We start from the raw sequence: 19821 nt of genomic DNA, 5'->3' as shown, positions 1-19821 counted from the left end.
AGAGCCCAATCCTCCACAGAGATCACCCATCCAATCTGTCTGGGTGGCCTCGTTTTCGACCGTCGTTATGGCTTCGTTTTCAACCGTCGTCGACACCGCGGACCGTGCGTATGCCGACTAGCTAGCGGCGATGCGGTCGCGGGTGCCCAGCAGCTTGCGATGGAGGTGCGCGTACCAAGCGGACATCTCCGCGTCGATCGCGTCCCACGTCTCGCCCGACACGTGCAGGCTGGCTGGGAGTTGAGGAAGGGCCTCCACGAGGGTCATCCGGTCACCTTCGGCCGGGTGGGTGCTCCAGAGGTCGGTGGACCGGAGCGTCGCCTGCCTGTGCTTCATTAGGTCTTTGGCCTGTCGCCTAGCTGATGTCTCGATGGCCTGAGGAAGTTCGTGGGCCTCCAGGCGTGGTGCGAGATCCCACAGGTCCTGCAGGATCCCGTCGCTGAGAAGCAGCCGCTCCGAGCTGGCGATGAACGCCTCGCTACCGGCGACTTGCCGCGCCTTGAGGTCGGCCAGATACTCGGCACGGCGGCTGTCGGGCATGGCGACGCTGTCGACGAGCAGCTGGATCGTGGCCCCGAAGGTATTGATGAGGGCAAGTGACCCATGGACCAGTACACCCCCCAGCCCGGCCCCGCTCCACGCGGCCCTGTCAGTCCCAGCCAGAGCTCGGGCCCACGGGTTTCGACCGCCAGTGGCTGCGATCGCCCGAGCGCCGAAGCTCCGGGCCGGGAACGTGAGCACCGAGCGCATCGGATCTTTGTTGACGATGTGACCGAGTTCGTGCGCGAGCACGGCCAGGCGACCGGCGGGCGTGAGCATCGCCCACAGCGGCGCCCCGATGATGAGGAGCGTCTGCTGGCGCCACCCGTAGCGGGCAACGGCTGCGTTGACACTCAGGTCGATCACGATGAGGTCCGGCGTCTCCGCACCGACTGCGGCTGCGACCTCGTCGACCAGGCCTCGAAGGCGAGTTCCCTGCCCGTCGGGGATCCGACCCGCCTTGGGCGCCCGCATGGGTGTCGGCAACAGGCCGACGGCGAGTCCGAGCAATCCCAAGCTCACCACCAGCTGGACACCCTTGGGCCAAGGCGTCTCCACCCATACCCACACGGCCGCCACGAGGCAGGCCAGGTCCAGGACCACGACGATCAGGGACATCCCCAGCAGCCACCAGAAGCCCAACGACGTTTGCGGTGTCTGGACGGGGTCGCTGCTCAGTTCCCGAAGCAGCCGCTCGTCGAGCCGGCGACCCTGCCAGAACCCCACCCGCCCCAGCAGGCTGGTACCGCGAAACGGTGCCATCGCCGGGTCGTACTCGCGCAGGCCCCACTCACAGGACACACACCACGGACGGGACGACGCCACGGGTTGCACGACATCGGCGCCGCACCGAGGACACTCCACCACTGACGACGAACCCTTGGCCCCCACGCCGGCACACGATACGGGAGCGGACCCCCAACAGAACCGACGTTTCCCGAACTCAGCCCTACGCGACCACGTCGGCAGCCTCCTGAGCGCGCAACGTCCGCTCATGCCGCGACGCGCGCTGGCTCCCATGCCCGCTCCGGATGATCAACTGAGGTGTTGGGGGGTAGGACGGACTCGGCACGTCGGTCCCGTCGATGCGGCAAACTGCCGCCCGTGAGCAACGCCGAACCGGAGTCCACAGAGCCACAGCTACCGTGCACCCCCCGGCAGCCGCCTCCGGGTTGGTACATGGACGGAGCCGGTGACACTCGCTGGTGGGATGGGCTCGGCTGGACCGCGCACCTCATGCCCCGGCCCCATGCAGACCGCACTTGGGCTGTCCTTTCCCACCTCAGCTTCTTGGCTCTGCCCCTCATCGCGGCCATCGTCATACGGCTCACGGCCGCTAAGGATGACCCATTCGTTCGCCACCACGCGACCGAGGCCCTGAACGCTCAGATCCTCTTCACCATCATCTGGAACCTGATCCTGGGTCCGCTCATCGTGATCAGCGCACTCAACCCCGACGACCCCAACCCACCCGTGTGGCTGTTCGTCGCGATCCCGGGAGCGATACTCATCGACGGGCTCATGTTTGCCTTCGCGATTCGGGGCGCGATCCAAGCAAGCCGGGGAATCTGGTGGCGGTATCCGCAACCGATTCGGCTCATGCGGGGGGCCACCCCCTCATAGCGGACGGCAACATCCGCTCATGCCGCGATCCGCGAGAGGTCTTGCCGGCGGCCGACAGCGGCGGAGGGACGGACTACGTCGCGTGGCGCTTGGCCGACCGCTTCCTGAGCATGTTGGACACCTGCGGAAGGGCGGCCGTTCCCACGGCGGCCATTAGAAGGCCGAACCCGATGAAAGGCAATGCCGCCCCGTGTCCCTGAGCGAGCTCGTAACCCCCTTCGCAGACGAACACGACCCGCGGCCTTGCCGAGACCGGAAGTAGGCACGTTCTACACGCGATTTCGTCAGCGTCGCTCGGTTGCCTACTTCTGGCCAGCGGCCTCACCCGCGAGCTGCCGGCGGCGATTAAGCGTGCGCCGAAGTGCCATCGACATAAACAGCAGGGCGGGCACCATGTGCAACAGGTGCTGCCAGGTAGGCCACTCAGGGTGCGCGGGCCACGACACGGTGCCGTACGTCGTCCACAAGGCCGCGATGGCCCAGCCGGAGATGACTCGTTGCCGAGTTGTTCCTCGTGGCCGAGCCAGAACACCCCTGCTCACGATGACGTCCTCAGTGTCCGCCGGGCGAGGGCCGCATCGAGGTGGGCGCATCCTCTGGCTTCACAGCCGGCAGCGCCACCACCCAACCCCTGATGATCTTGTAAAGCACCCACAGCAGCAGAAGCAGAGTCGGTATTGCGGCGCACAGCTCCAGCCAGTTCCGATCCGGCACGGCGGACACCACGCTGTCGACAACGAAGACGAGCAGCCCCGCCACCACAACCGTCAACATGATCATCTGGCGACGAAGCTTCCGATAGGTGCCGATGGGCATCCGCGCGTGTGGGCTGTGGTCCCCGGCGACGACACCGTCATGGTCGCCCGGCTCAGAGTCCATGATCCCGCCTCCCCTGCGGTAGTCGTAGTCCCCGTCGACGAGGCACGCTAGGCCCGCCACCCTCCCGCTTGAGGCCAAATCGAGGAATGCCTGACATATGTCAGTCCGCGTCGGCGGCAGCCCGGCCCGCCCGGATCAGCCTCGTTCAGACCGTCCAGCATCTCGTTCTCAAGCGCAGTCCTCCTGGGTGCGCCGACGAGTGCCTCCAACGACGCCGTGGAGTTCTCGCTCGCACGAGCGCTGGGTGCGGGGTCCAAGAGCTCAGTTCGCGAGGGGGTAACGCCACGAGCCTCTGCACGGCCAGTTCCCAGATCCCGGGCACAATCGGACCATCTCGACGCTTGAAGTTGAGCGAACCTTGGTGGTCGCGAGGGCGTTCCCGCACGCTGAGGCTGACCCCGGAGGGTGTCGCGCGTCAGCCGACCCCGATGATGGCGTTGAACCCCTGCCAGCCACTGCCTATGGCTTGCCCGGAGCCGGCCCAGCCGCCTGCACCGTTTCCCCGGTAGAGAAGGAGCCGACCGTCGGAGGTGCGAGCCAGGACGTCCCTGTGTCCGTCTCCGTCGAAGTCGCCGATCCCGGCGAGGGCAGTGAAGATCGACCATCCAGTCCCGATGACCTTGCCAGCGGCGGCCCAGCCACCCTTGCCGTTGCCGCGGTAGAGCATGAGGCGACCGTCGGAGATTCGAGCCAGGACGTCCACGTGACCGTCTCCGTCGAAGTCGCCAGTGGAGAAGATGGAGGTGAATCCCTGCCATCCCGTGCCGATTTGGACAGGGTTGCGCCAGGAGCGACTTCCGGAGTTGAGCCAGAGTCGTCCCGCGGTGTCCCGGGCGATTACGTCGGTGTGTCCGTCTCCGTCGAAGTCGCCGACCCCGGAGATGACCGTGTAGCCCGGAAGGATGAGGGCCGACGGTTCGCCGGTTCCCGACCAACCACCGCGGCCATTCGTGCCGTAGACCCACATTTGCCCGGCATAGCCACGAGCCATGATGTCCGGGGTGAGGTCACCGTTCAGATCACCGTTGCTGACGATACTTGTGAAGCCTTGCCAGCCAGTACCGATCACGACTCCGGGGGCTGCCCAGCCTCCCTTGCCGTTCCCGCGGAAGAGCAGAAGTCGGCCGGCATTGTCTCGCGCCAGCACGTCTGGCTGGCGATCTCCCGTGAAGTCGGTGGGCGCCGGCAACACGGTCACCGACGTGGTCAGGACTCTCGCAGGGCGATTGACCGGCCCGAACATGATCTGAAGTCGCAGATGGAGGACGCCTGCGGTTCGAGGCGTGAACGTCAACGTCTGCGTCTGGGTCGTCGGGCACGGGTCTGCCGAGCAGCTCGGCATGGTCAACACCTCACCGGTGTCCGCATTCTGCAGCTGCCAAGCGAGCACGGACCCGTAGGCGGTGCTGGCCTGCGCGGTCAGCCTCATCGGGCTACCCACGACGCCCACTTGGTTGGTGCCCGATAGCCAGCTGACACTGGCGGAGGTCATCACACTCACCTGACGGACCAGCTGTTCGCTCATCCCGCGGTTGTCGGTGACCACGAACGTCATTTGATGGGTGCCCGCCGCCAGGACGCCGGGGACGACCGCGGTGACCACGCCCGGCCGGGTCGACTGGTCGGCCTGGGTGAACGTCTGGCGGTTCGCCGAGATGCCGTCCACGAAGGTCTCAACTAGCACCGGCCAGGTGTTCACAACGTACTGACCGTAGCCGTAGCTGAGGTCGACTGGAGGCGTGGCGTCGTCATACACGGGGGTGTCCAAAGCGGGCCCGAAGAGCGTAAAGCCGTGGATGACCATGAGGTCATGGGGCGCCGGGTTGCTCCGCTTTCCCGTGCTGTCCAGAACGCTGACGTCGAGGTTGGCCGGCCCTTCCGGCCATTGACTGGTATCCGCCTCCACGATCCACGGGTCACCCGGCTGGAGCGGTGCGATGGTCGTGAGGGTGTACGGGCCCGAGACCGCGTCCACGGCCGTGACCACCGCACCTGGTGCCGTCGTCCCTGGCGTTACCTCGAGTCGAACTGATTTATCGGCCAGCGCGCGGCCGTCCGTGACCGTCGGCGGCAGCGTCGGAGCCGCCAGCGCGACGGTGGGTCGGAGGTTGTTGACGACGACGGTCGAGGTCCCCGCCGCGACCCACGTGCCAAACCCGTAGGCCTGGACTTGGATCTGCTGCGGTCCGTCGTCGATCTGGCCGTTGCTCGACTGCGTCCGCAGCACCGGCCAGGTGCTGGTGGCCGAGTCGACCGTGAAGCTGACGGGGTAGGTGCACGCAGAGTTGCAGCTGAGCAGCGAACCCCGCACAAGGCGACGGCCGACGTAGGCCTCGTACGACGACAGCTGCGTCGGGGCGGTCGCCGCGACCTGGAACGTCACAGTGAACTGTCCTGAGACAACGTCCCTCACCGAAGGACTCGTGATCGTGATCGACACACCACTCGCCTGGGCCGGGGCGGCCACGGCCAGGCCCACAAGGGCGGCCAGCACACACGACACCAGGGCTGCGAGCCTCCGACGGTACAACGTCCCCCCAGGTTCGAGCATGGCAGGAGCCCACGCGGTCCCGCGCCGACAACCTAGGCCAATCCATCCTGACTGGGTGGCTGGTTAGGAAAATCTCTGGACAGACAACGCAGACTTCGCCTTGGCATGACCGGTCAGGACATGTGCGCAGAGGACCGGCCTCCCGAAGCGCGACAACGCCCACACGGCTGAGGGCTCGTCGTTGTCTGCCGCGTTTCGTCAGTATCTGAGATTCAAAGGCGCCCGACGCCTCTGCGCTTCCGACTACCTCCGCTGCCGATCTAGGGGCTGCTCGGACGGCGGCGACGTCCGGTGCCTTTCGACGTCAAGGTTTGGATGAAGCCGGCCTTCGAGTCCACGCCGCCAAGAACACCCAAGGCACAAGGGTGATGATCAAGACCAGCCAATCCACTCGTGACGTGTCCGGGCCGCCCGACAACGGCCAAAGCAGTTTCCCGATCATCATGGGAGCGAATATGTACGGGAAGATGACGATGCGCCATGAGGGACCCGCCAACGTCTCCCGCAGCGTGTCGCGCGGACGGGAACGCCAGGGCAACGTGACTATGTCGGCACGATGGTCGGCGCCGCCGCCATGACGTCCCTTCCCCACACCATCATCGTACCCACGGCCGGCTGAAGGCTTCCCACACCGCATGCGTCTGCCGCGATCCGCGCGGTCTTGTCGATGAGCTGTACAGCCACGACCGCTCGGGGTTGTCTGTCCCGCTGGCCCAAGGCGGAGCGGATTGCCTCAGTGGGCGTGGCGGAGTCTCTGGTCACCGCCGTGGGCGTGACCCGTCCACCGCTCGGCCGCGGCGACCGCCAGGAACGCCGCCGCCAGCATCAGGAACGGCAGGACGATCGCCCCTGTCGAACCGCCGAGGGCGGACCGCAGGCTCTGTCCGCCAGCACGGTCCATGCCTGCCACGGTCGCCACGAGCTGCGCGGCCGAACCGGCCAGCAGGAGCCATCCGGCTTCAGCCGCCCGGTGGACACCCAGCAGGCCGCAAGGGACCAAGACGGCGAACATCGAGATGGCACCGACCGGACCCCAGGCGTCTCGGTCAGTGACGTGGGCGAGACCGTCGACGATCACCCACACAGCCACCACCGCCAGCACGATGGGGAGCGCCCTCGAGCTGGGGCCGGGCCGCACCACCGCCAGGACACTCAGAGCGATCAAGGGCACGGCCCATGCGGCGGTGAGGACCACGGCTTCCCACCCACCGGGATCCGCGAACGTCTCACCTGCGATGAAGAGCCCCGCGACCGTGCCGAACAGTGCCACCAACCCCACCGCGACCACGCGAAGAACACGAGCGAACATGCTGACCTCCTTCATCGCGTCCAGGGTCCCTCGCCACGCGCGGGGTGGGGTAGAGGCGCAGGTCCCTGGGCGTCTGCGACGAAACGCGCTCTCATGCCGCGTCGCAGACGCGCGGAATCCGAGCGGTAGCGAGTGGCGCTGCGTTTGCCGGGCGAAGTCGCACCATGGGGCAGCCGTTCAGCAGCGGCGGCGCGTGCGGCGCCACGATAGGGCTTGGTCCCTGGGCGGGAAGAGCGGCGTAGGACAGCAGCCTGCGGTCACCGTTCACCAGAACGGCGCCACCCTCGAGCGACGGGGCAACACGCCGGCCCCACGGGCTCGCAGGTTCTTGGTCCCTCACCCCACATCCTCGCGCCCACACCCCCGTGGGGTGACGCAACGCCCAACACGCCGCGAGCCGCTGCGGCTGAGGACGTGGTGACGTCGTCAGACCGTCACGAGCCGAGGGAACACAACCTCAGCGGTCCGGGTCGGCCACCAGCTCCACCTCGACCTCGTCGCCCGCGCCGCGCCCAGTCTGCTTGCGGGTCTCAGCGTTGAACGAGACGAGGTAACGGCCGCCCATCACGCCGATGGTCGTCGTGTACGTGTAGCCGCCGTCGATGGTGACCACGACGGGTACTCGCTTTCCGCGGTTGAAGGAGAGCACCGTTTCCTCGGGAACGACGATGCCCACGTTGTTGCCACCCGTCGCCTGGAGCACGGTGCGGAAGGTCGTCATGCGCCCAACGATAGGTCTCCTGGTGCGCTCACTTGCCGGAATGACAGGACGCGCTGCTGCCGGGGTGCGTGCAATGGGGTAGCAAGGGTCCAGACAATGACGCTGTGCCTGCCGAACCGCAGCAGGAGTCACCAGGCGATGGATACCAGCGGTGGAACAAGTAGCCGTATGTGCCCGCTCGTGCTGCCGCCAGCTCCAGCCTCGTCCGCTGTTCCAGTGGTTTGCGGTTGGGGGGTGCTCGGCCGGGCGGACACGGCTCAGATCAGGCGTCACCCGACAAGGGAGGATGAGCGCCTGCCGCGACCGAAAGTCGTTTGGCGACGTGACTTCTCCCGTTCATGCTTCGGGCATGAGCGACTACCTCGAGAGCGAGCGCCTTGTGCTCCGCCAGTTCACGGCCGAGGACGCGCACCTGCTCATCGAGCTGGACAGTGACCCTGCGGTCATGCGCTTCCTCACCGGCGGCGAGCCGTCGCTCCCGGACGACCTCGTTCGTGACGAGGTCATCCCGAGCCTCCTCGCCGCATACGAGAGGTGGAACGGCCGGTTCGGACTGTTCGCGGCATACGAAAAGGCAACCGGCGCGTTCATCGGTTGGTTCTGCCTGCGCCCGGAGCGGAGCGGTCCGCTGGACGTCGTCGAGCTCGGGTACCGGCTGCGCCGGGATGCCTGGGGGAAGGGCTATGCGACCGAGCTGTCGACTGCTCTCGTCGACAAGGGATTCTCCGAGCTCGGTGTCAGCACCGTCTGGGGCGAGACCATGGCGTCGAACGTCGCGTCCCAACGGGTCATGGAGAAGGTCGGCATGTCGGTTGTCGAGTCGATCCCCACTCCCGACGACATGCAGGGCGTCGAGGGCGCGGACCGTGGTGGCTTCCGGTTCGAGATCTCGAGGGAGCAGTGGGCGCGACGTTGAGGGTCAGACGAGCTCGCCGCGTTTCCTGACCAGGTAGGCACGCTCGGCCGAGTTCTGGGTCCCGGCCAGGGCAGCGTCGTACGCCTGCCGGGCCTCGGCGCTGCGCCCGAGGCGACGCAACAGGTCGGCGCGCACGGCGTTCCACGCGTGGTAGCGCTGGAGCGGGAGCCGGTCCACCAACGCCAGGGCGACCGAGGGGCCGTCGAGCTCGGCGACGGCGACCGCGCGGTTGAGGGCGACGACCGGGGAGGGGTCGAGCCTCACCAGCTGGTCGTAGAGCGCGACCACCTGTGACCAGTCGGTGACCGCTGCCGTGGGGGCGTCGGTGTGGACGGCGTTGATCGCCGCGAGCAGCTGGTAGGGGCCGGCCCGGTTGATGGCCAGGCACTCGCGCACGAGGGCATGCCCCTCCGCGATCAGCGTACGGTCCCAGCCAGCGCGGTCCTGCTCGTGCAGCGGGACGAGTTGCCCGTTGCGCACACGGGCCGCGCGTCGCGCCTCGATGAGCAGCATCATCGCGAGCAGCCCGGTCACCTCCGGCTCGTCCGGCAGCAGCCCGTGCAGGACGCGCGTCAGCCTGATGGCCTCTCTCGTGAGTTCCGCACGCACCGGGTCGCCGTCGCCGCTGGCGAGGTAGCCCTCGTTGAACACCAGGAACAGCACCGTCAGCACCGGACCCAGCCGCTCGGCCAGGTCTGCGGCCTCGGGCACGCGGTAGGGCACGTTGGCCGCCGAGATCTTCTTCTTCGCCCGCGTGATCCGCTGCGCCATCGTGGTCTCGGGCACCAGGAACGCCTGCGCGACCTCCGCGACGGTCAGGCCACCGAGGAGCCGCAGGGTCAGGGCGATGCGTGCCTCGGGCGCCAGGGCCGGGTGGCAGCAGGTGAAGATGAGCCGCAACCGGTCGTCCTCCACCGGGCCGGTGGGCGCGTGGGCGCTGTCGTCGTGCGTCATCAGTGCCGCCTGGTGCTTCGCGTCGCGCTTGCCCTCACGCCGGATGCGGTCGATCGCGCGGTTGCCGGCCGTGCTGGTGAGCCACGCGCCGGGGTTGGGTGGCACGCCGGTGTCCGGCCACCTCTCCAACGCGGCCACCAGGGCATCGCCTGCGGCCTCCTCGGCGAGGTCGATGTCGCCGAACCGGCGGACGAGCGAGGCGATCAGGCGGCCGTACTCGGCGCGGAAGACCCGCTCGACAGCCTTCGTCCCGTCGTCCGCCGCGCGCTCCCGGCCGGGCACGTCGTGGTCCCAGTCGTGGACCGGCACGTCGCGAGGGTCCCGGCTCAGGCCAGTCCCTCGAACGGCCTGACCTCGACCTTGCCGCGGCAGGCCTTGGACCCCTCGGCGGCGAGCCTGAGCGCCACGTCGAGGTCCGGGGCGTCGATCACCCAGAACCCGCCGATGTACTCCTTCGCCTCGAGGTACGGCCCGTCGGTCACGACCGGTGTCGCGCCCCGGCCGTCGACGACGGTTGCCGTGCTCGCCTGCTCGAGCCCTCCGGCGAACACCCAGTAGCCGTCCGCCTTCAGCTTGTCGTTGAAGACGCCGGTGGCCGCGAACGCCTCCTCCATCGCTTCCCTCGAGCCGTAGTCACCGAACTCGTCGCGCTCAGCGGGGCCGTGCACGGACAGCAGGTAGTGCGTCATCTCGGTACTCCTCGTCTACGGGGCGGTCCCGACGACCGCCTTCCACCCTCACCACGAACGGGCCCACCCGGATACGACAACCTGCCACAGAACGACCCAGGAATTTTACGATCGACCACCGCCAGCCCAGTCAGGGCGCCATGGGGTATGCCGTGGCGCTGCCTGGTCCTTGGTGGCCACCACCGTGTAGTTGTCAGCCGTCGGGTCGAAGGTGCTTCTCTCCACCGTGAGGCCGACGCCCTGCAGCTCGGACGTGAGGTCGCCGTGCCGATATGGCCAGGACGACAGCAGCTCGGAACAGACATCGACCGATCCATCCGCCTCGAGCCTCGCGACGGCGATCTCGACGTGGTGCTCCTGTTCCCAGTGCGGCGCGATCTCCCAGCGGTAGGCGACCACGGCATCGCGGCCGTTCCTGCGGACCACTCGCTCGCTGATGTCCAGCCGGGACCAGCAGCTCCTCCCAGTCGGCCCGGAGCGTCTGCACCGATGCACCGACTTCCTGAGCCAGCTCTCCGGTGCGACGAACCATGGCGGCGCTGGCATCGGTCGCCACGACCCGCACACCCAGGCCCACCTTCGCATCCGAGATCAGCCACTCGTAGACCTCGGCAAGCGCGCCGTATCCCGCCACGACAACCAACTCCCTGTGCTCGGCAGTTTCGAGACGACTGGCCTCCAGTAGATCAGCGGGGCAGCTCGGTTCCGATCGGTTTTCCGAGGCGGCAGGGGCGCCGTCCAGTCCGGGGCTTTCGACCCCGTGACCACGTGGAGGATGAGGTGCACGCTGAATCCATGGGTACTGAGGCACGTCACCTGCGTCCGTCCGCCGACGAGCTGCTGGACGCACTCGGGCACGCCGTGATCGCCACGGATACCGGGGGCACGGTGGTGTCCTGGAACTGCGCCGCCGAGCAGCTGTACGGCTGGCCCGCCGCAGAAGCCGTGGGGCGTGCCATCACGGAGGTGACCGTGCCCGAGCTCTCACGGCAGGCGGCCGAGGAGATCATGACCGCCGTGCGGGAGGGCCGTTCATGGTCCGGCGGCTTCCCGGTGCGAAACCGCGCCGGCCAGGTGCTGCACGCCCTGGTCACCGACAGCGGGGTCTACCGCGACGGGGAGCTGATCGGCATCGTCGGCGCCTCCCTCAACCTCGGAGCGGCCGTGCGGCACCTGATGGAGCGCTCGAGCGATGCCGCGGTCCTGCTCGACGAGCACCGTGTCGTCAGCTACGCCAGCCCCGCGGTCGCCAATCTCTTCGGCTGGCCGGTCGACGAGGTCATCGGCGCACCCATCACGGAGCGCATCCATCCCGAGGACCAGCAGGCCTTCGAGGAGCTGCTGGACGCCGACCCGGCCCGGGCGGAGCGGGTCGGTGAGCTCCGGGTGCGCACCGACGGCTACTGGTCCTGGGTCGAGGTGGCCGTGACCGACCTCTACGCCCAGCCCGGGCCGCAGGCCCAGGTCTGCAACATCCGGCGCAGCGAGCGCCTCGCCCGCCTCGAGGAGCGCGAACGCATCCTCGAGACCGTCCACTCCGAGGTCCTGCAGGACCTGTTCGCGGCTGCGCTCGAGCTCGACCGGGCACTGTCACACGCGGCGCCTGCGAGCGCGGCCCGGATCCACAACGCCCGCGAGGCCGTGTCGCGAGCCATGCGGACCCTCCGCGAGGTCGTCAAGCCGTAGACCGCGGACCCCGACGGTCCACGGGGAGAGCACCCTGACCGGGCGTGTCAGCGACCGTGGGAGGATCGGCTCATGCTCCGCTGGTTGACCGCAGGTGAGTCCCACGGCCCCGCCCTGCTCGCGACGATGGAGGGCCTGCCGGCCGGCGTGCAGGTGACCACGAAGGACGTCGCGGCCGCCCTGGCCCGTCGCCGCCTCGGCTTCGGCCGGGGGGCCCGGATGAAGTTCGAGCAGGACGAGGTGGAGTTCCTCGGCGGCGTGCGCCACGGCGTGACGATGGGCTCGCCGGTCGCGATCCGCGTGGGCAACACCGAGTGGCCGAAGTGGCAGACCGTCATGGCGGCCGACCCCGTCTCGGACGAGGCCTACGCCGCCGCCGACGACGTCAACGCCGAGAAGGAGGTCGCGCGGAACCGGCCGCTGACCCGGCCACGACCCGGGCACGCCGACCTCGTCGGCATGCAGAAGTACGGCTTCGACGACGCCCGCCCGGTGCTGGAGCGCGCCTCCGCCCGGGAGACCGCGGCGCGGGTCGCCCTCGGTGAGGTCGCGGCGCGGTTCCTCGAGCAGGCGTACGGCATCCGGCTCGTCTCGCACACGGTGGCCATCGGCACCGCGGCCGTCGCGGACGACGCCCCCCTGCCGACCCCGGACCAGGTCGAGGAGGTCGACGCCGACCCGGTGCGCACCCTGGACGCGGCCGGCAGCGCCGCCATGGTCGCCGAGGTCGAGGCCGCCAAGAAGGACGGCGACACCCTCGGCGGGGTCGTCGAGGTCCTCGCCTACGGCCTGCCGCCGGGCCTGGGTTCGCACGTGCACTGGGACCGTCGCCTCGACGCGCGCCTCGCCGGGGCCCTCATGGGCATCCAGGCGATCAAGGGCGTCGAGGTGGGTGACGGGTTCCGCACCGCCGCGCGACGGGGGTCCGCCGCGCACGACGAGATGGAGCGCGACGCCGACGGGACGATCCGGCGCCGCACCGGCCGGGCAGGCGGCACCGAGGGCGGCATGTCCACCGGTGACGTGCTGCGCGTGCGCGCGGCGATGAAGCCGATCTCGACCGTCCCGCGGGCCCTCGACACCGTCGACACCACGGGTGCGGAGGCCGCGAAGGCGATCCACCAGCGGTCCGACGTGTGCGCCGTCCCGGCCGCCGGGGTGGTGGCCGAGGCGATGGTCGCGCTGGTCCTGGCCGAGGCCTGCCTCGAGAAGTTCGGCGGCGACTCTGTGGCCGAGACCGCACGCAACCACGCGGCATACCTCGCGTCGATCCCGGAGGCCATGCGCACGTGGTGAACGGACCCACGCGCCCGCGGGCAGTGGTCATCGGGCCGCCCGGGGCCGGCAAGAGCACCATCGGCAGGCGTCTCGCGCGGGCGCTCGACGTGCCGTGGCACGACACCGACGCGGCCATCGAGGATCGTGCCGGGCAGTCGATCCCGGACATCTTCGTCGACCACGGTGAGGCCCACTTCCGCGAGCTCGAGCGCGCGGAGGTGGCGCGGGCGCTCGCGGAGTGCGACGGCGTCGTCTCCCTCGGCGGTGGGGCTCCCATGGACCCCGCGACGCAGGAGCGTCTGGCCGGGCACGTCGTGGTGTTCCTCGACGTCGCCATAGCCGACGCATCGCGCCGGATCGGCTTCGACGGCGGCAACCGCCCGCTGCTCATGGTCAACCCACGGGCCACCTGGACGAAGATGATGAACGAGCGGCGCCCGGTCTACCAGCGGGTCGCGACCCACCGCGTCGACACCGCCGGGCGCAAGCCGGCCGCCATCGTCGAGGAGATCCTCGCGCTGCTGGGGGAGAGCGCGGTGGACGACCACACGCACACGCAGGACGGAGAACGGTGAGCACGCAGGAGACGACCCGGATCAGCGTCGGGGGGCAGTACGAGGTCCTCGTCGGCACCGGTCTGCTCGACGAGCTGCCCACCCTGCTGGGGGAGTCGGTCCAGCGGGTCCTCGTCGTGCACCCGCGGGCGCTCGCCGCCACGGGTGAGGGCGTGCGCGACGCGCTGTCCGGTCACGGCTACGAGGCGTATGCCGCGGAGGTGCCCGACGCCGAGGAGGCCAAGACCGCGCAGGTCGCCGCCTTCCTCTGGGGGGTCCTCGGCCAGGCGGGCTTCACCCGCTCGGACGCCGTCGTGGCGGTCGGTGGGGGAGCGACGACCGACCTCGCCGGTTTCGTGGCGGCGACCTGGCTGCGCGGGGTGAAGGTGGTGCACGTGCCGACCACCCTGCTCGGGATGGTCGACGCCGCCGTCGGTGGGAAGACCGGCATCAACACGCCGGAGGGCAAGAACCTCGTGGGGGCGTTCCACCCGCCGGCCGGGGTCCTGTGCGACCTCGCGACGCTCGAGACCCTCCCGCGGCACGACTTCGTCGCCGGGCTGGCCGAGGTCGTCAAGTGCGGGTTCATCGCCGACCCCGTCATCCTCGACCTCGTCGAGGCGGACCCCGAGGGTGTCTCGACGCCCAGCGGCCCGCACGTGCGTGAGCTGATCGAGCGGGCGATCCAGGTCAAGGCGGACGTCGTCGGGCAGGACCTGACCGAGCAGGGGCTGCGCGAGATCCTCAACTACGGGCACACCTTCGGGCACGCGGTCGAGCAGGTCGAGCGGTACGCCTTCCGGCACGGGGCCGCCGTGTCGATCGGCATGGTCTACGTCGCCGAGCTCGCCCGGCTGGCCGGCCGCCTCGACGACGCGGTCGTCGACCGGCACCGCGCGATCCTGTCCTCGCTCGGACTGCCGACGACCTACCGCGGGGACCGGTGGCCGCAGCTGCTCGACGCCATGAAGCGGGACAAGAAGTCGCGGGGGTCGCTGCTGCGGTTCGTCGTGCTCACCGACGTGGCGAAGCCGACCCGGCTCGAGGGGCCGGACCCGGCCCTGCTCCAGGCGGCCTACGCCGAGATCTCCCGCGACTGACTCCCGGTCGGGGCGCGGGCGCTCAGCGCTGCTGGTAACCCACCGTGAGGACGCCGACGACCATGAGGAGGATGCCGGTCCCGAGACCCCAGGGGACGTAGCGCCGGATCCACTGCGCGGCGGTCACGGTGCGTCGACGCGTGCGTCCGTACCTGCCGATGTCGAACACGCGGTCGGGTTGGCGCCGGGCCACCCGCGCCATCCACGCGCCCACCCCGGCATACAGCAGCGCCGTGGCTGCCCCGAGGACGATGAGCACCATGGCCCCACGGTAGGCCGCCGCGCGTCGCCGGTCAGCCGAACATGGAACGGGCCCACTCGTGCGGACCGTGCAGGCCTCGGCCGCCACCTGCGCCCCCGCGACGCCCGTGGAGCGCTACCGTGGCAACGGACGGATCGTCTCCAGGGGTGGCCAGTGGGTGTGTTCCTGTATGCCGTGTTCGGGCTCGGGGCCGCGGCCTTCGCCGCGCTCATCGGCTACGGGGTGGTCAAGCGCCTCCGTGGCCGACGCGACGAGGCCTGGCAGGACGACGAGGTGCACGTCCACCCGGGTGCGGGCTGGGGCAACGGGGGCTCCTGGACCTAGGTGCGCCGGCCTCCCCAGCCGGTCGGCCCGGCCGTCAGAGCTGGTCGAGCTCGGCGAGGTCGGCTGCAGTCGGCTCCCACGCGATGGCCCGCGCGTTGCGCACCACCTGCTCGGGGCGGGTCGCCCCGGCGATGACCGACGCCACGGCCGGCTGCGCGGCGAGCCCGCCCATGGCGACGTCCAACAGCTCCAGGTCGCGCTCGGCCGCGAAGCGCTCGAGCCCCTCGATCCGGTCCCAGTCGGCGTCGGCCAGCCAACCCGCGCGGTCCGACTCCAGGGCTGCCCGCGACCCGTGCGGTGCGTCCTCGCCCCGGCGGTACTTGCCGGTGAGCAGCCCGTGCGCGAGGGGGAAGAACGGCAGGATGCCGAGGCCGAACCGTTCGCACGCCGGCACGACCTCGGCCTCGATCTCGCGGTCGAGCAGGTTGTACTCGTTCTGCACCGAGACGAACGACGCCAGCCCGGCGGTCTGCGACGTCCACGCGGCGTCCGCCACCTGCCAGCCGTCGAAGTTCGAGCACCCGATGTAGAGCACCTTGCCCGCGCGGACGAGGTCGGTCAGCGCCTCGAGCGTCTCCTCCAGCGGCGTCACCGGGTCCGGCCGGTGCAGCTGGTAGAGGTCGATGTGGTCGGTCTTCAGCCGGCGCAGGCTGGCCTCCACGGCGCGGCGGACGTAACGCCGCGACCCTCGCACGCCGAAGTCCTCGCCGTTGGCGCCCTGCATGTCCATCCCGAACTTGGTCGCCAGCACGAACTCGTCGCGCTGGCCCTGCAGCGCCTCACCGAGCATCGACTCGCTCTGCCCGGGCCGACCGCCGTAGATGTCGGCGGTGTCGAGCAGCGTGAGACCGACGTCCCGGGACGCCTTGAGCAGCGCCGCGACACCGTCCTGGTCGACCCGCCGGCCGAACGCGTTGCAGCCCAGGCCGAGGCTGCTCACCACGAGCCCGCTGTCGCCGAGGGGGCGGTAGGTCATCGGGTTCTCGGTGGTCCGGACGTCGTCGCTGCTGGTCACGGACCCCACCCTAGGCAGCACGGCGATTCGGGGCAGGACGGGCCCGGCGGCTAGACTGTCCGCCGATCCCCACCCCGAACTTCCGGGACTGCCGCGCGCGCCGAGCCACGCGGCATACCGAGGCCGGCGGCGGCGCCCACCGGCCCGCGCCCACCGACGAGAAAGCGACTTCCCCGTGGCATCGACCAACGACCTCAAGAACGGCATGGTGCTCAACATCGAGGGCCAGCTCTGGTCCGTCGTGGAGTTCCAGCACGTCAAGCCCGGCAAGGGCCCGGCGTTCGTGCGCACCAAGCTCAAGAACGTGCTGTCCGGCAAGGTCGTCGACAAGACCTTCAACGCGGGCGTCAAGGTCGAGACCGCGAACGTCGACCGTCGCGACATGCAGTACCTGTACAAGGACGGCAGCGACTTCGTCTTCATGGACGGCGACACCTACGACCAGATCCACATCCCCGAGGCCACCGTCGGCGACGCCGCGAACTACCTGCTCGAGAACCAGGTCGCCCAGGTCGCGACCCACGACGGCACCGTGCTCTACGTCGAGCTGCCCGCGTCGGTCGTCCTCGAGATCACCTACACCGAGCCGGGCCTGCAGGGCGACCGCTCGACCGGCGGCACCAAGCCGGCGACCCTCGAGACCGGCGCGACGATCAACGTCCCGCTGTTCCTCGAGCAGGGCACCAAGGTCAAGGTCGACACCCGCGACGGCTCGTACCTCGGCCGCGTGAGCTGAGGTGGCTGCTCGCTCCAAGGCGCGCAAGCGCGCCGTCGACATCCTCTTCGAGGCCGAGCAGCGCGGGCTCAACGCCCGCGACCTGCTCGCCGAGCGGCTCGCTAAGCCGGTCACCGAGGCGCCGCTCAACCAGTACACCGCCGACCTCGTCGAGGGCGTCGTCGCGCACTGGACCGACATCAACGAGCTGCTGACGACGTACTCGCAGGGCTGGTCGCTCGAGCGCATGCCCAGCGTCGACCGCGCGATCCTGCGGCTCGGTGCGTTCGAGGTGCTCTACGGCGACGACGTGCCCGAGGGTGTGGCGATCTCCGAGGCCGTCGAGCTCGCGACCAGCCTGTCGACGGACGACAGCCCCAAGTTCGTCAACGGCCTGCTCGGCCGGCTGGCCGAGGTCAAGCCGACCCTCGCCTGAGCCTCCCGGCGCACCGGGTCGGGCCGCGACGAGCCCGACCACGGGGGCCGTGGTCGCAGGCGCCCGGACGACCAGCTCACAGGTGGCTGCGGCGCGTCGTGCGCCACACGCCGGCCCACCTCGCGAGCTGGTCGTCCGCCGGACCGGTCAGGGCTCGACCAGGACGTCCCCGACCATGCCCATCCCGTCGTGGATGGCGCAGATGTAGTGGAAGGTGCCGGTCGCCGTGAAGGTCACGGAGAACGGGACGCCCGGTGCGAGGAAGCCGCTGTTCAGGTTGCCGCCGGAGAAGTGCGTAGGGTCGCCCGAGGGCCCGAAGAGTGCCGGGATGGGCGGCTCCTGCCCGAAGGTGACGGTGTGCGGCGCTCCGCCCGTCGTCGTGAAGGAAACCGTGTCACCGACGTGGACGACGACGTGGTCGCGCACGAACCGCATCACCGAGAACCCGTCACCGTCGATGCCGACCTCGACCGAGTTGCCGGTGGTCGCGTGGGCCTGCTTCGACATCCGCCAGGCGTCCCGCCCGGCCGCGAGGTCGGCCTGGGCCTGCATGTTCCCGACCCGGTCGTAGTCCTGCTGCGTGTACGGGTAGGGCGTGCCCGCCGCCCGCACGTGGACCGTGCCCGACATCATCGTGCCGTGCACGAGGCAGTAGTACGTGTAGTCCCCGGTCTTCGGGAACGCCAGGTCGTAGCTGGTGGCCGGGTCGGTGAACGTGAAGATCGGCTGCGTCGCCATGATGCCCGAGTTCGTGTAGGCCGTGCCGTCCTCGGTCGCGCCGCCCTGCCTGTTGACCTGCGTGGGGTCGAACGGGTTCAGCGGGGGCAACAAGGTCCCCGGCGCGAGGAAGGTCACCGTGTGCGGCTCGGCGCTGCCTGAGGTCCAGTGGACCGTGTCACCCGCGTCGACCCAGACCTCCTTGGGCAGGAAGGCCATCGCGCTCACGGCCATGTCCGGCGACTCGGCGCCCACCCGGACGTTCCACGTGACCGGGGTGGTCTGGGCCGAGGCCGCCGGGGCGAGGGCGACGGGGATGGCGAGGGCAGTGGTTCCGGCGACGGCCAGGGCCAGGCGTCGCAGCAGTCCGTTCCTGTGCATGGTGGTGCTCCTGGGGGTGATCGGGGCCGCGGGGTGCGACCCCCTGGTGGATCGCTCGTGACCCTTCACCGCGGGCAGTCCACGTCACACGGTCCTCGTGCGCCGGTGGCGCGTCATCATGCCGAAGGACTACGCGCCACCGGTCGGCTTCACCCCCGGTGCACGCGGAAGACCTCGGCGACCGCCGCCATGTCGTCCCCGCCATGCCCCTGCTCGGAGGCCGTGGCGTATGCCGCGGCCAGCGCCTCGAGCACGCGCGTGTCCACTCCCGCTCCGGACGCCGCCTCGATCATCAGGCCGACGTCCTTGGAGACGTTGTCGACGGCGAACGCGGGGGAGTAGGCGCGCCCGAGGACGAGGCCCCCCTTGAGCTGGGCGTAGGGCGTGTCCGTGGGGCCGCCGCCGATCGCCTCGAGGAACAGCCGGGGCTCGACGCCCAGCCCCTCGGCGAGGGCCAGGGCCTGGCCGACGCCGGCGTTGATCGTCGCCACCCACGAGTTGACCGCCAGCTTCAGCCGGCTCGCCGCGCCGGGGTCGTCCCCGACCCACATGGTCCGTGAGCCGACGGCATCGAGCACCGGCTCGACGCGCCCGGCGAGCGACCGGTCCCCGGAGACCAGGACGACCAGCGCGCCCTTCTCGGCCGGGTCCTTCGTCCCCAGCACCGGGGCGTCGAGGAACGCGATGCCCCGCTCGGCAGCGAGGGACGCCAGCGCCTCGGTGCCCGCGACGCCGACGGTCGACGCTTGCAGCCAGACCGTCCCCGGCCCGAACGCGTCGGCGCACTGCTCGACCGTCGACCGGGCGGCCTCGCCGTCGTAGAGCATCGTGACCACGACGTCGGCGCCGTCGACGGCCTCGGCGGCGGTGCCGCAGACGGTGGCACCGGCGTCCGCGAGCGGATCGGCCTTGTCCCGGCTGCGGTTCCACACGCGGACGGGCAGGTCGGCGCGGCGCAGGCTGCGGGCCATCCCTGCCCCCATGATGCCCGTGCCCAGCACGGCGACGGTCGGGGTGCTCGTCATCGTCTCTCCTGTCGGTGTCGACTCGTGGTCCCGGTCGGGCCCCCCTCGGTCCTACCTGCTGGTGGGCCGCGTCGCACCTCCACGAGCCGACCCGTTACAGTTGCTCCCGAACGACATCCTTTAACGACCTGTCCCGTGAGGCAGGG

At 69.9% G+C, this 19821-nt stretch carries 22 protein-coding genes; 10 read left to right on the top strand and 12 right to left on the bottom strand.

The annotated features are described in order from the left end of the window. Nucleotides 1–117: 117 nt before the first annotated feature. Nucleotides 118–1302: a M48 family metallopeptidase gene (locus ACFUC1_RS00700; protein WP_379115954.1), complete on the bottom strand. Its 1185-nt coding sequence runs from the start codon at nt 1300–1302 to the stop codon at nt 118–120. 342 nt (nt 1303–1644) lie between these two features. Here ACFUC1_RS00700 and ACFUC1_RS00695 point away from each other — a divergent pair, with 342 nt between their 5' ends. Then, the gene (locus ACFUC1_RS00695) at nt 1645–2163 is read left to right on the top strand and encodes a DUF4870 domain-containing protein (RefSeq protein ID WP_379115953.1); all 519 of its coding nucleotides are present in this window, start codon (nt 1645–1647) and stop codon (nt 2161–2163) included. Between the two features lie 552 nt (nt 2164–2715). Here the strand turns inward: ACFUC1_RS00695 and ACFUC1_RS00690 are convergent. Further along, nucleotides 2716–3042: a hypothetical protein gene (locus ACFUC1_RS00690; protein ID WP_379115952.1), complete on the bottom strand. Its 327-nt coding sequence runs from the start codon at nt 3040–3042 to the stop codon at nt 2716–2718. Nucleotides 3043–3457: 415 nt separating this feature from the next. After that, a complete protein-coding gene (locus ACFUC1_RS00685) occupies nt 3458–5482 on the bottom strand; it encodes an FG-GAP repeat domain-containing protein (protein ID WP_379115951.1) in 2025 nt (674 codons plus the stop codon). 476 nt (nt 5483–5958) lie between these two features. On the opposite strand from ACFUC1_RS00685, the gene ACFUC1_RS00680 reads away from it, so the two are divergent. Continuing rightward, nucleotides 5959–6171: a hypothetical protein gene (locus ACFUC1_RS00680; RefSeq protein WP_379115950.1), complete on the top strand. Its 213-nt coding sequence runs from the start codon at nt 5959–5961 to the stop codon at nt 6169–6171. A 155-nt stretch (nt 6172–6326) separates the two neighbouring features. On the opposite strand, the gene ACFUC1_RS00675 is transcribed toward ACFUC1_RS00680, so the two are convergent. After that, complete coding sequence (locus tag ACFUC1_RS00675) at nt 6327–6902, bottom strand: hypothetical protein (RefSeq protein ID WP_379115949.1); 576 nt, start codon at nt 6900–6902, stop codon at nt 6327–6329. A gap of 457 nt (nt 6903–7359) precedes the next feature. After that, nucleotides 7360–7623: a DUF1905 domain-containing protein gene (locus ACFUC1_RS00670; protein ID WP_379115948.1), complete on the bottom strand. Its 264-nt coding sequence runs from the start codon at nt 7621–7623 to the stop codon at nt 7360–7362. Between the two features lie 349 nt (nt 7624–7972). Here ACFUC1_RS00670 and ACFUC1_RS00665 point away from each other — a divergent pair, with 349 nt between their 5' ends. Then, nucleotides 7973–8539 (top strand): GNAT family N-acetyltransferase, encoded by a 567-nt coding sequence (locus ACFUC1_RS00665; protein ID WP_379115947.1) that lies wholly within the window; start codon nt 7973–7975, stop codon nt 8537–8539. A gap of 3 nt (nt 8540–8542) precedes the next feature. On the opposite strand, the gene ACFUC1_RS00660 is transcribed toward ACFUC1_RS00665, so the two are convergent. From ACFUC1_RS00660 to ACFUC1_RS00650, 3 genes are all read right to left on the bottom strand, one after another. Further along, on the bottom strand, nt 8543–9802 hold the full coding sequence (locus ACFUC1_RS00660; RefSeq protein ID WP_379115945.1) for an RNA polymerase sigma factor: 1260 nt from the start codon (nt 9800–9802) through the stop codon (nt 8543–8545). Between the two features lie 17 nt (nt 9803–9819). Then, entirely contained in the window at nt 9820–10107 is a 288-nt protein-coding gene (locus tag ACFUC1_RS00655) for a YciI family protein (RefSeq protein WP_379115961.1), read from the bottom strand. 180 nt (nt 10108–10287) lie between these two features. Next, nucleotides 10288–10581 carry a hypothetical protein gene (locus tag ACFUC1_RS00650; RefSeq protein ID WP_379115944.1) on the bottom strand — a complete coding sequence of 98 codons (294 nt, stop codon included), beginning with the start codon at nt 10579–10581 and terminating at the stop codon, nt 10288–10290. Between the two features lie 396 nt (nt 10582–10977). Here ACFUC1_RS00650 and ACFUC1_RS00645 point away from each other — a divergent pair, with 396 nt between their 5' ends. The 4 genes from ACFUC1_RS00645 to aroB all read left to right on the top strand — a co-directional run bounded on the left by ACFUC1_RS00645 (nt 10978) and on the right by aroB (nt 14800). Further along, nucleotides 10978–11868 (top strand): PAS domain S-box protein, encoded by an 891-nt coding sequence (locus ACFUC1_RS00645; protein ID WP_379115943.1) that lies wholly within the window; start codon nt 10978–10980, stop codon nt 11866–11868. Between the two features lie 72 nt (nt 11869–11940). Beyond that, entirely contained in the window at nt 11941–13164 is a 1224-nt protein-coding gene (gene aroC / locus ACFUC1_RS00640; protein WP_379115942.1) for a chorismate synthase, read from the top strand. Continuing rightward, nucleotides 13161–13721 carry a shikimate kinase gene (locus ACFUC1_RS00635; RefSeq protein ID WP_379115941.1) on the top strand — a complete coding sequence of 187 codons (561 nt, stop codon included), beginning with the start codon at nt 13161–13163 and terminating at the stop codon, nt 13719–13721. Before aroC ends, ACFUC1_RS00635 begins: the two co-directional genes overlap by 4 nt. Further along, a complete protein-coding gene (gene aroB, locus ACFUC1_RS00630; protein ID WP_379115940.1) occupies nt 13718–14800 on the top strand; it encodes a 3-dehydroquinate synthase in 1083 nt (360 codons plus the stop codon). The genes ACFUC1_RS00635 and aroB overlap by 4 nt, the downstream gene beginning before the upstream one ends. Nucleotides 14801–14822: 22 nt before the next feature. On the opposite strand, the gene ACFUC1_RS00625 is transcribed toward aroB, so the two are convergent. Continuing rightward, nucleotides 14823–15062 (bottom strand): hypothetical protein, encoded by a 240-nt coding sequence (locus ACFUC1_RS00625; RefSeq protein ID WP_379115939.1) that lies wholly within the window; start codon nt 15060–15062, stop codon nt 14823–14825. A gap of 153 nt (nt 15063–15215) precedes the next feature. Here ACFUC1_RS00625 and ACFUC1_RS00620 point away from each other — a divergent pair, with 153 nt between their 5' ends. Continuing rightward, the gene (locus tag ACFUC1_RS00620) at nt 15216–15386 is read left to right on the top strand and encodes a hypothetical protein (RefSeq protein ID WP_379115938.1); all 171 of its coding nucleotides are present in this window, start codon (nt 15216–15218) and stop codon (nt 15384–15386) included. Nucleotides 15387–15420: 34 nt separating this feature from the next. On the opposite strand, the gene ACFUC1_RS00615 is transcribed toward ACFUC1_RS00620, so the two are convergent. Continuing rightward, nucleotides 15421–16362: an aldo/keto reductase gene (locus ACFUC1_RS00615; RefSeq protein WP_379115960.1), complete on the bottom strand. Its 942-nt coding sequence runs from the start codon at nt 16360–16362 to the stop codon at nt 15421–15423. Between the two features lie 214 nt (nt 16363–16576). Between ACFUC1_RS00615 and efp the strand changes: the two genes are divergently transcribed. Together efp and nusB are read left to right on the top strand one after the other, a co-directional pair. Continuing rightward, entirely contained in the window at nt 16577–17137 is a 561-nt protein-coding gene (efp, locus tag ACFUC1_RS00610) for an elongation factor P (RefSeq protein WP_379115937.1), read from the top strand. 1 nt (nt 17138) lies between these two features. After that, nucleotides 17139–17552 (top strand): transcription antitermination factor NusB, encoded by a 414-nt coding sequence (nusB, locus tag ACFUC1_RS00605; RefSeq protein ID WP_310157465.1) that lies wholly within the window; start codon nt 17139–17141, stop codon nt 17550–17552. Nucleotides 17553–17699: 147 nt separating this feature from the next. Here the strand turns inward: nusB and ACFUC1_RS00600 are convergent, their stop codons facing one another. Both ACFUC1_RS00600 and ACFUC1_RS00595 read right to left on the bottom strand, forming a co-directional pair. Further along, nucleotides 17700–18650, bottom strand: a complete 951-nt coding sequence (locus tag ACFUC1_RS00600; RefSeq protein ID WP_379115936.1) for a plastocyanin/azurin family copper-binding protein — start codon at nt 18648–18650, stop codon at nt 17700–17702. A gap of 149 nt (nt 18651–18799) precedes the next feature. Beyond that, nucleotides 18800–19675 (bottom strand): NAD(P)-dependent oxidoreductase, encoded by an 876-nt coding sequence (locus ACFUC1_RS00595; protein WP_379115934.1) that lies wholly within the window; start codon nt 19673–19675, stop codon nt 18800–18802. Between the last annotated feature and the right edge of the window lie 146 nt (nt 19676–19821).

This window comes from Pedococcus sp. NPDC057267, from assembly GCF_042668795.1.
Classification (GTDB): Bacteria; Actinomycetota; Actinomycetes; order Actinomycetales; family Dermatophilaceae; genus Pedococcus.
Note: the sequence above shows the minus strand (reverse complement) of the source record. Positions and strands in the feature narration are given on the sequence as shown.

Bases quoted from the DNA above. Each gene is read 5' to 3' on its own strand.
- ACFUC1_RS00700 (WP_379115954.1), bottom strand. From the start codon at position 1,302: ATGGCACCGTTTCGCGGTACCAGCCTGCTGGGGCGGGTGGGGTTCTGG.
- ACFUC1_RS00690 (WP_379115952.1), bottom strand. From the start codon at position 3,042: ATGGACTCTGAGCCGGGCGACCATGACGGTGTCGTCGCCGGGGACCAC.
- ACFUC1_RS00675 (WP_379115949.1), bottom strand. From the start codon at position 6,902: ATGTTCGCTCGTGTTCTTCGCGTGGTCGCGGTGGGGTTGGTGGCACTG.
- ACFUC1_RS00670 (WP_379115948.1), bottom strand. From the start codon at position 7,623: ATGACGACCTTCCGCACCGTGCTCCAGGCGACGGGTGGCAACAACGTG.
- ACFUC1_RS00665 (WP_379115947.1), top strand. From the start codon at position 7,973: ATGAGCGACTACCTCGAGAGCGAGCGCCTTGTGCTCCGCCAGTTCACG.
- ACFUC1_RS00655 (WP_379115961.1), bottom strand. From the start codon at position 10,107: ATGGAGGAGGCGTTCGCGGCCACCGGCGTCTTCAACGACAAGCTGAAG.
- ACFUC1_RS00645 (WP_379115943.1), top strand. From the start codon at position 10,978: ATGGGTACTGAGGCACGTCACCTGCGTCCGTCCGCCGACGAGCTGCTG.
- aroC (WP_379115942.1), top strand. From the start codon at position 11,941: ATGCTCCGCTGGTTGACCGCAGGTGAGTCCCACGGCCCCGCCCTGCTC.
- ACFUC1_RS00625 (WP_379115939.1), bottom strand. From the start codon at position 15,062: ATGGTGCTCATCGTCCTCGGGGCAGCCACGGCGCTGCTGTATGCCGGG.
- ACFUC1_RS00615 (WP_379115960.1), bottom strand. From the start codon at position 16,362: ATGACCTACCGCCCCCTCGGCGACAGCGGGCTCGTGGTGAGCAGCCTC.
- ACFUC1_RS00600 (WP_379115936.1), bottom strand. From the start codon at position 18,650: ATGCACAGGAACGGACTGCTGCGACGCCTGGCCCTGGCCGTCGCCGGA.
- ACFUC1_RS00595 (WP_379115934.1), bottom strand. From the start codon at position 19,675: ATGACGAGCACCCCGACCGTCGCCGTGCTGGGCACGGGCATCATGGGG.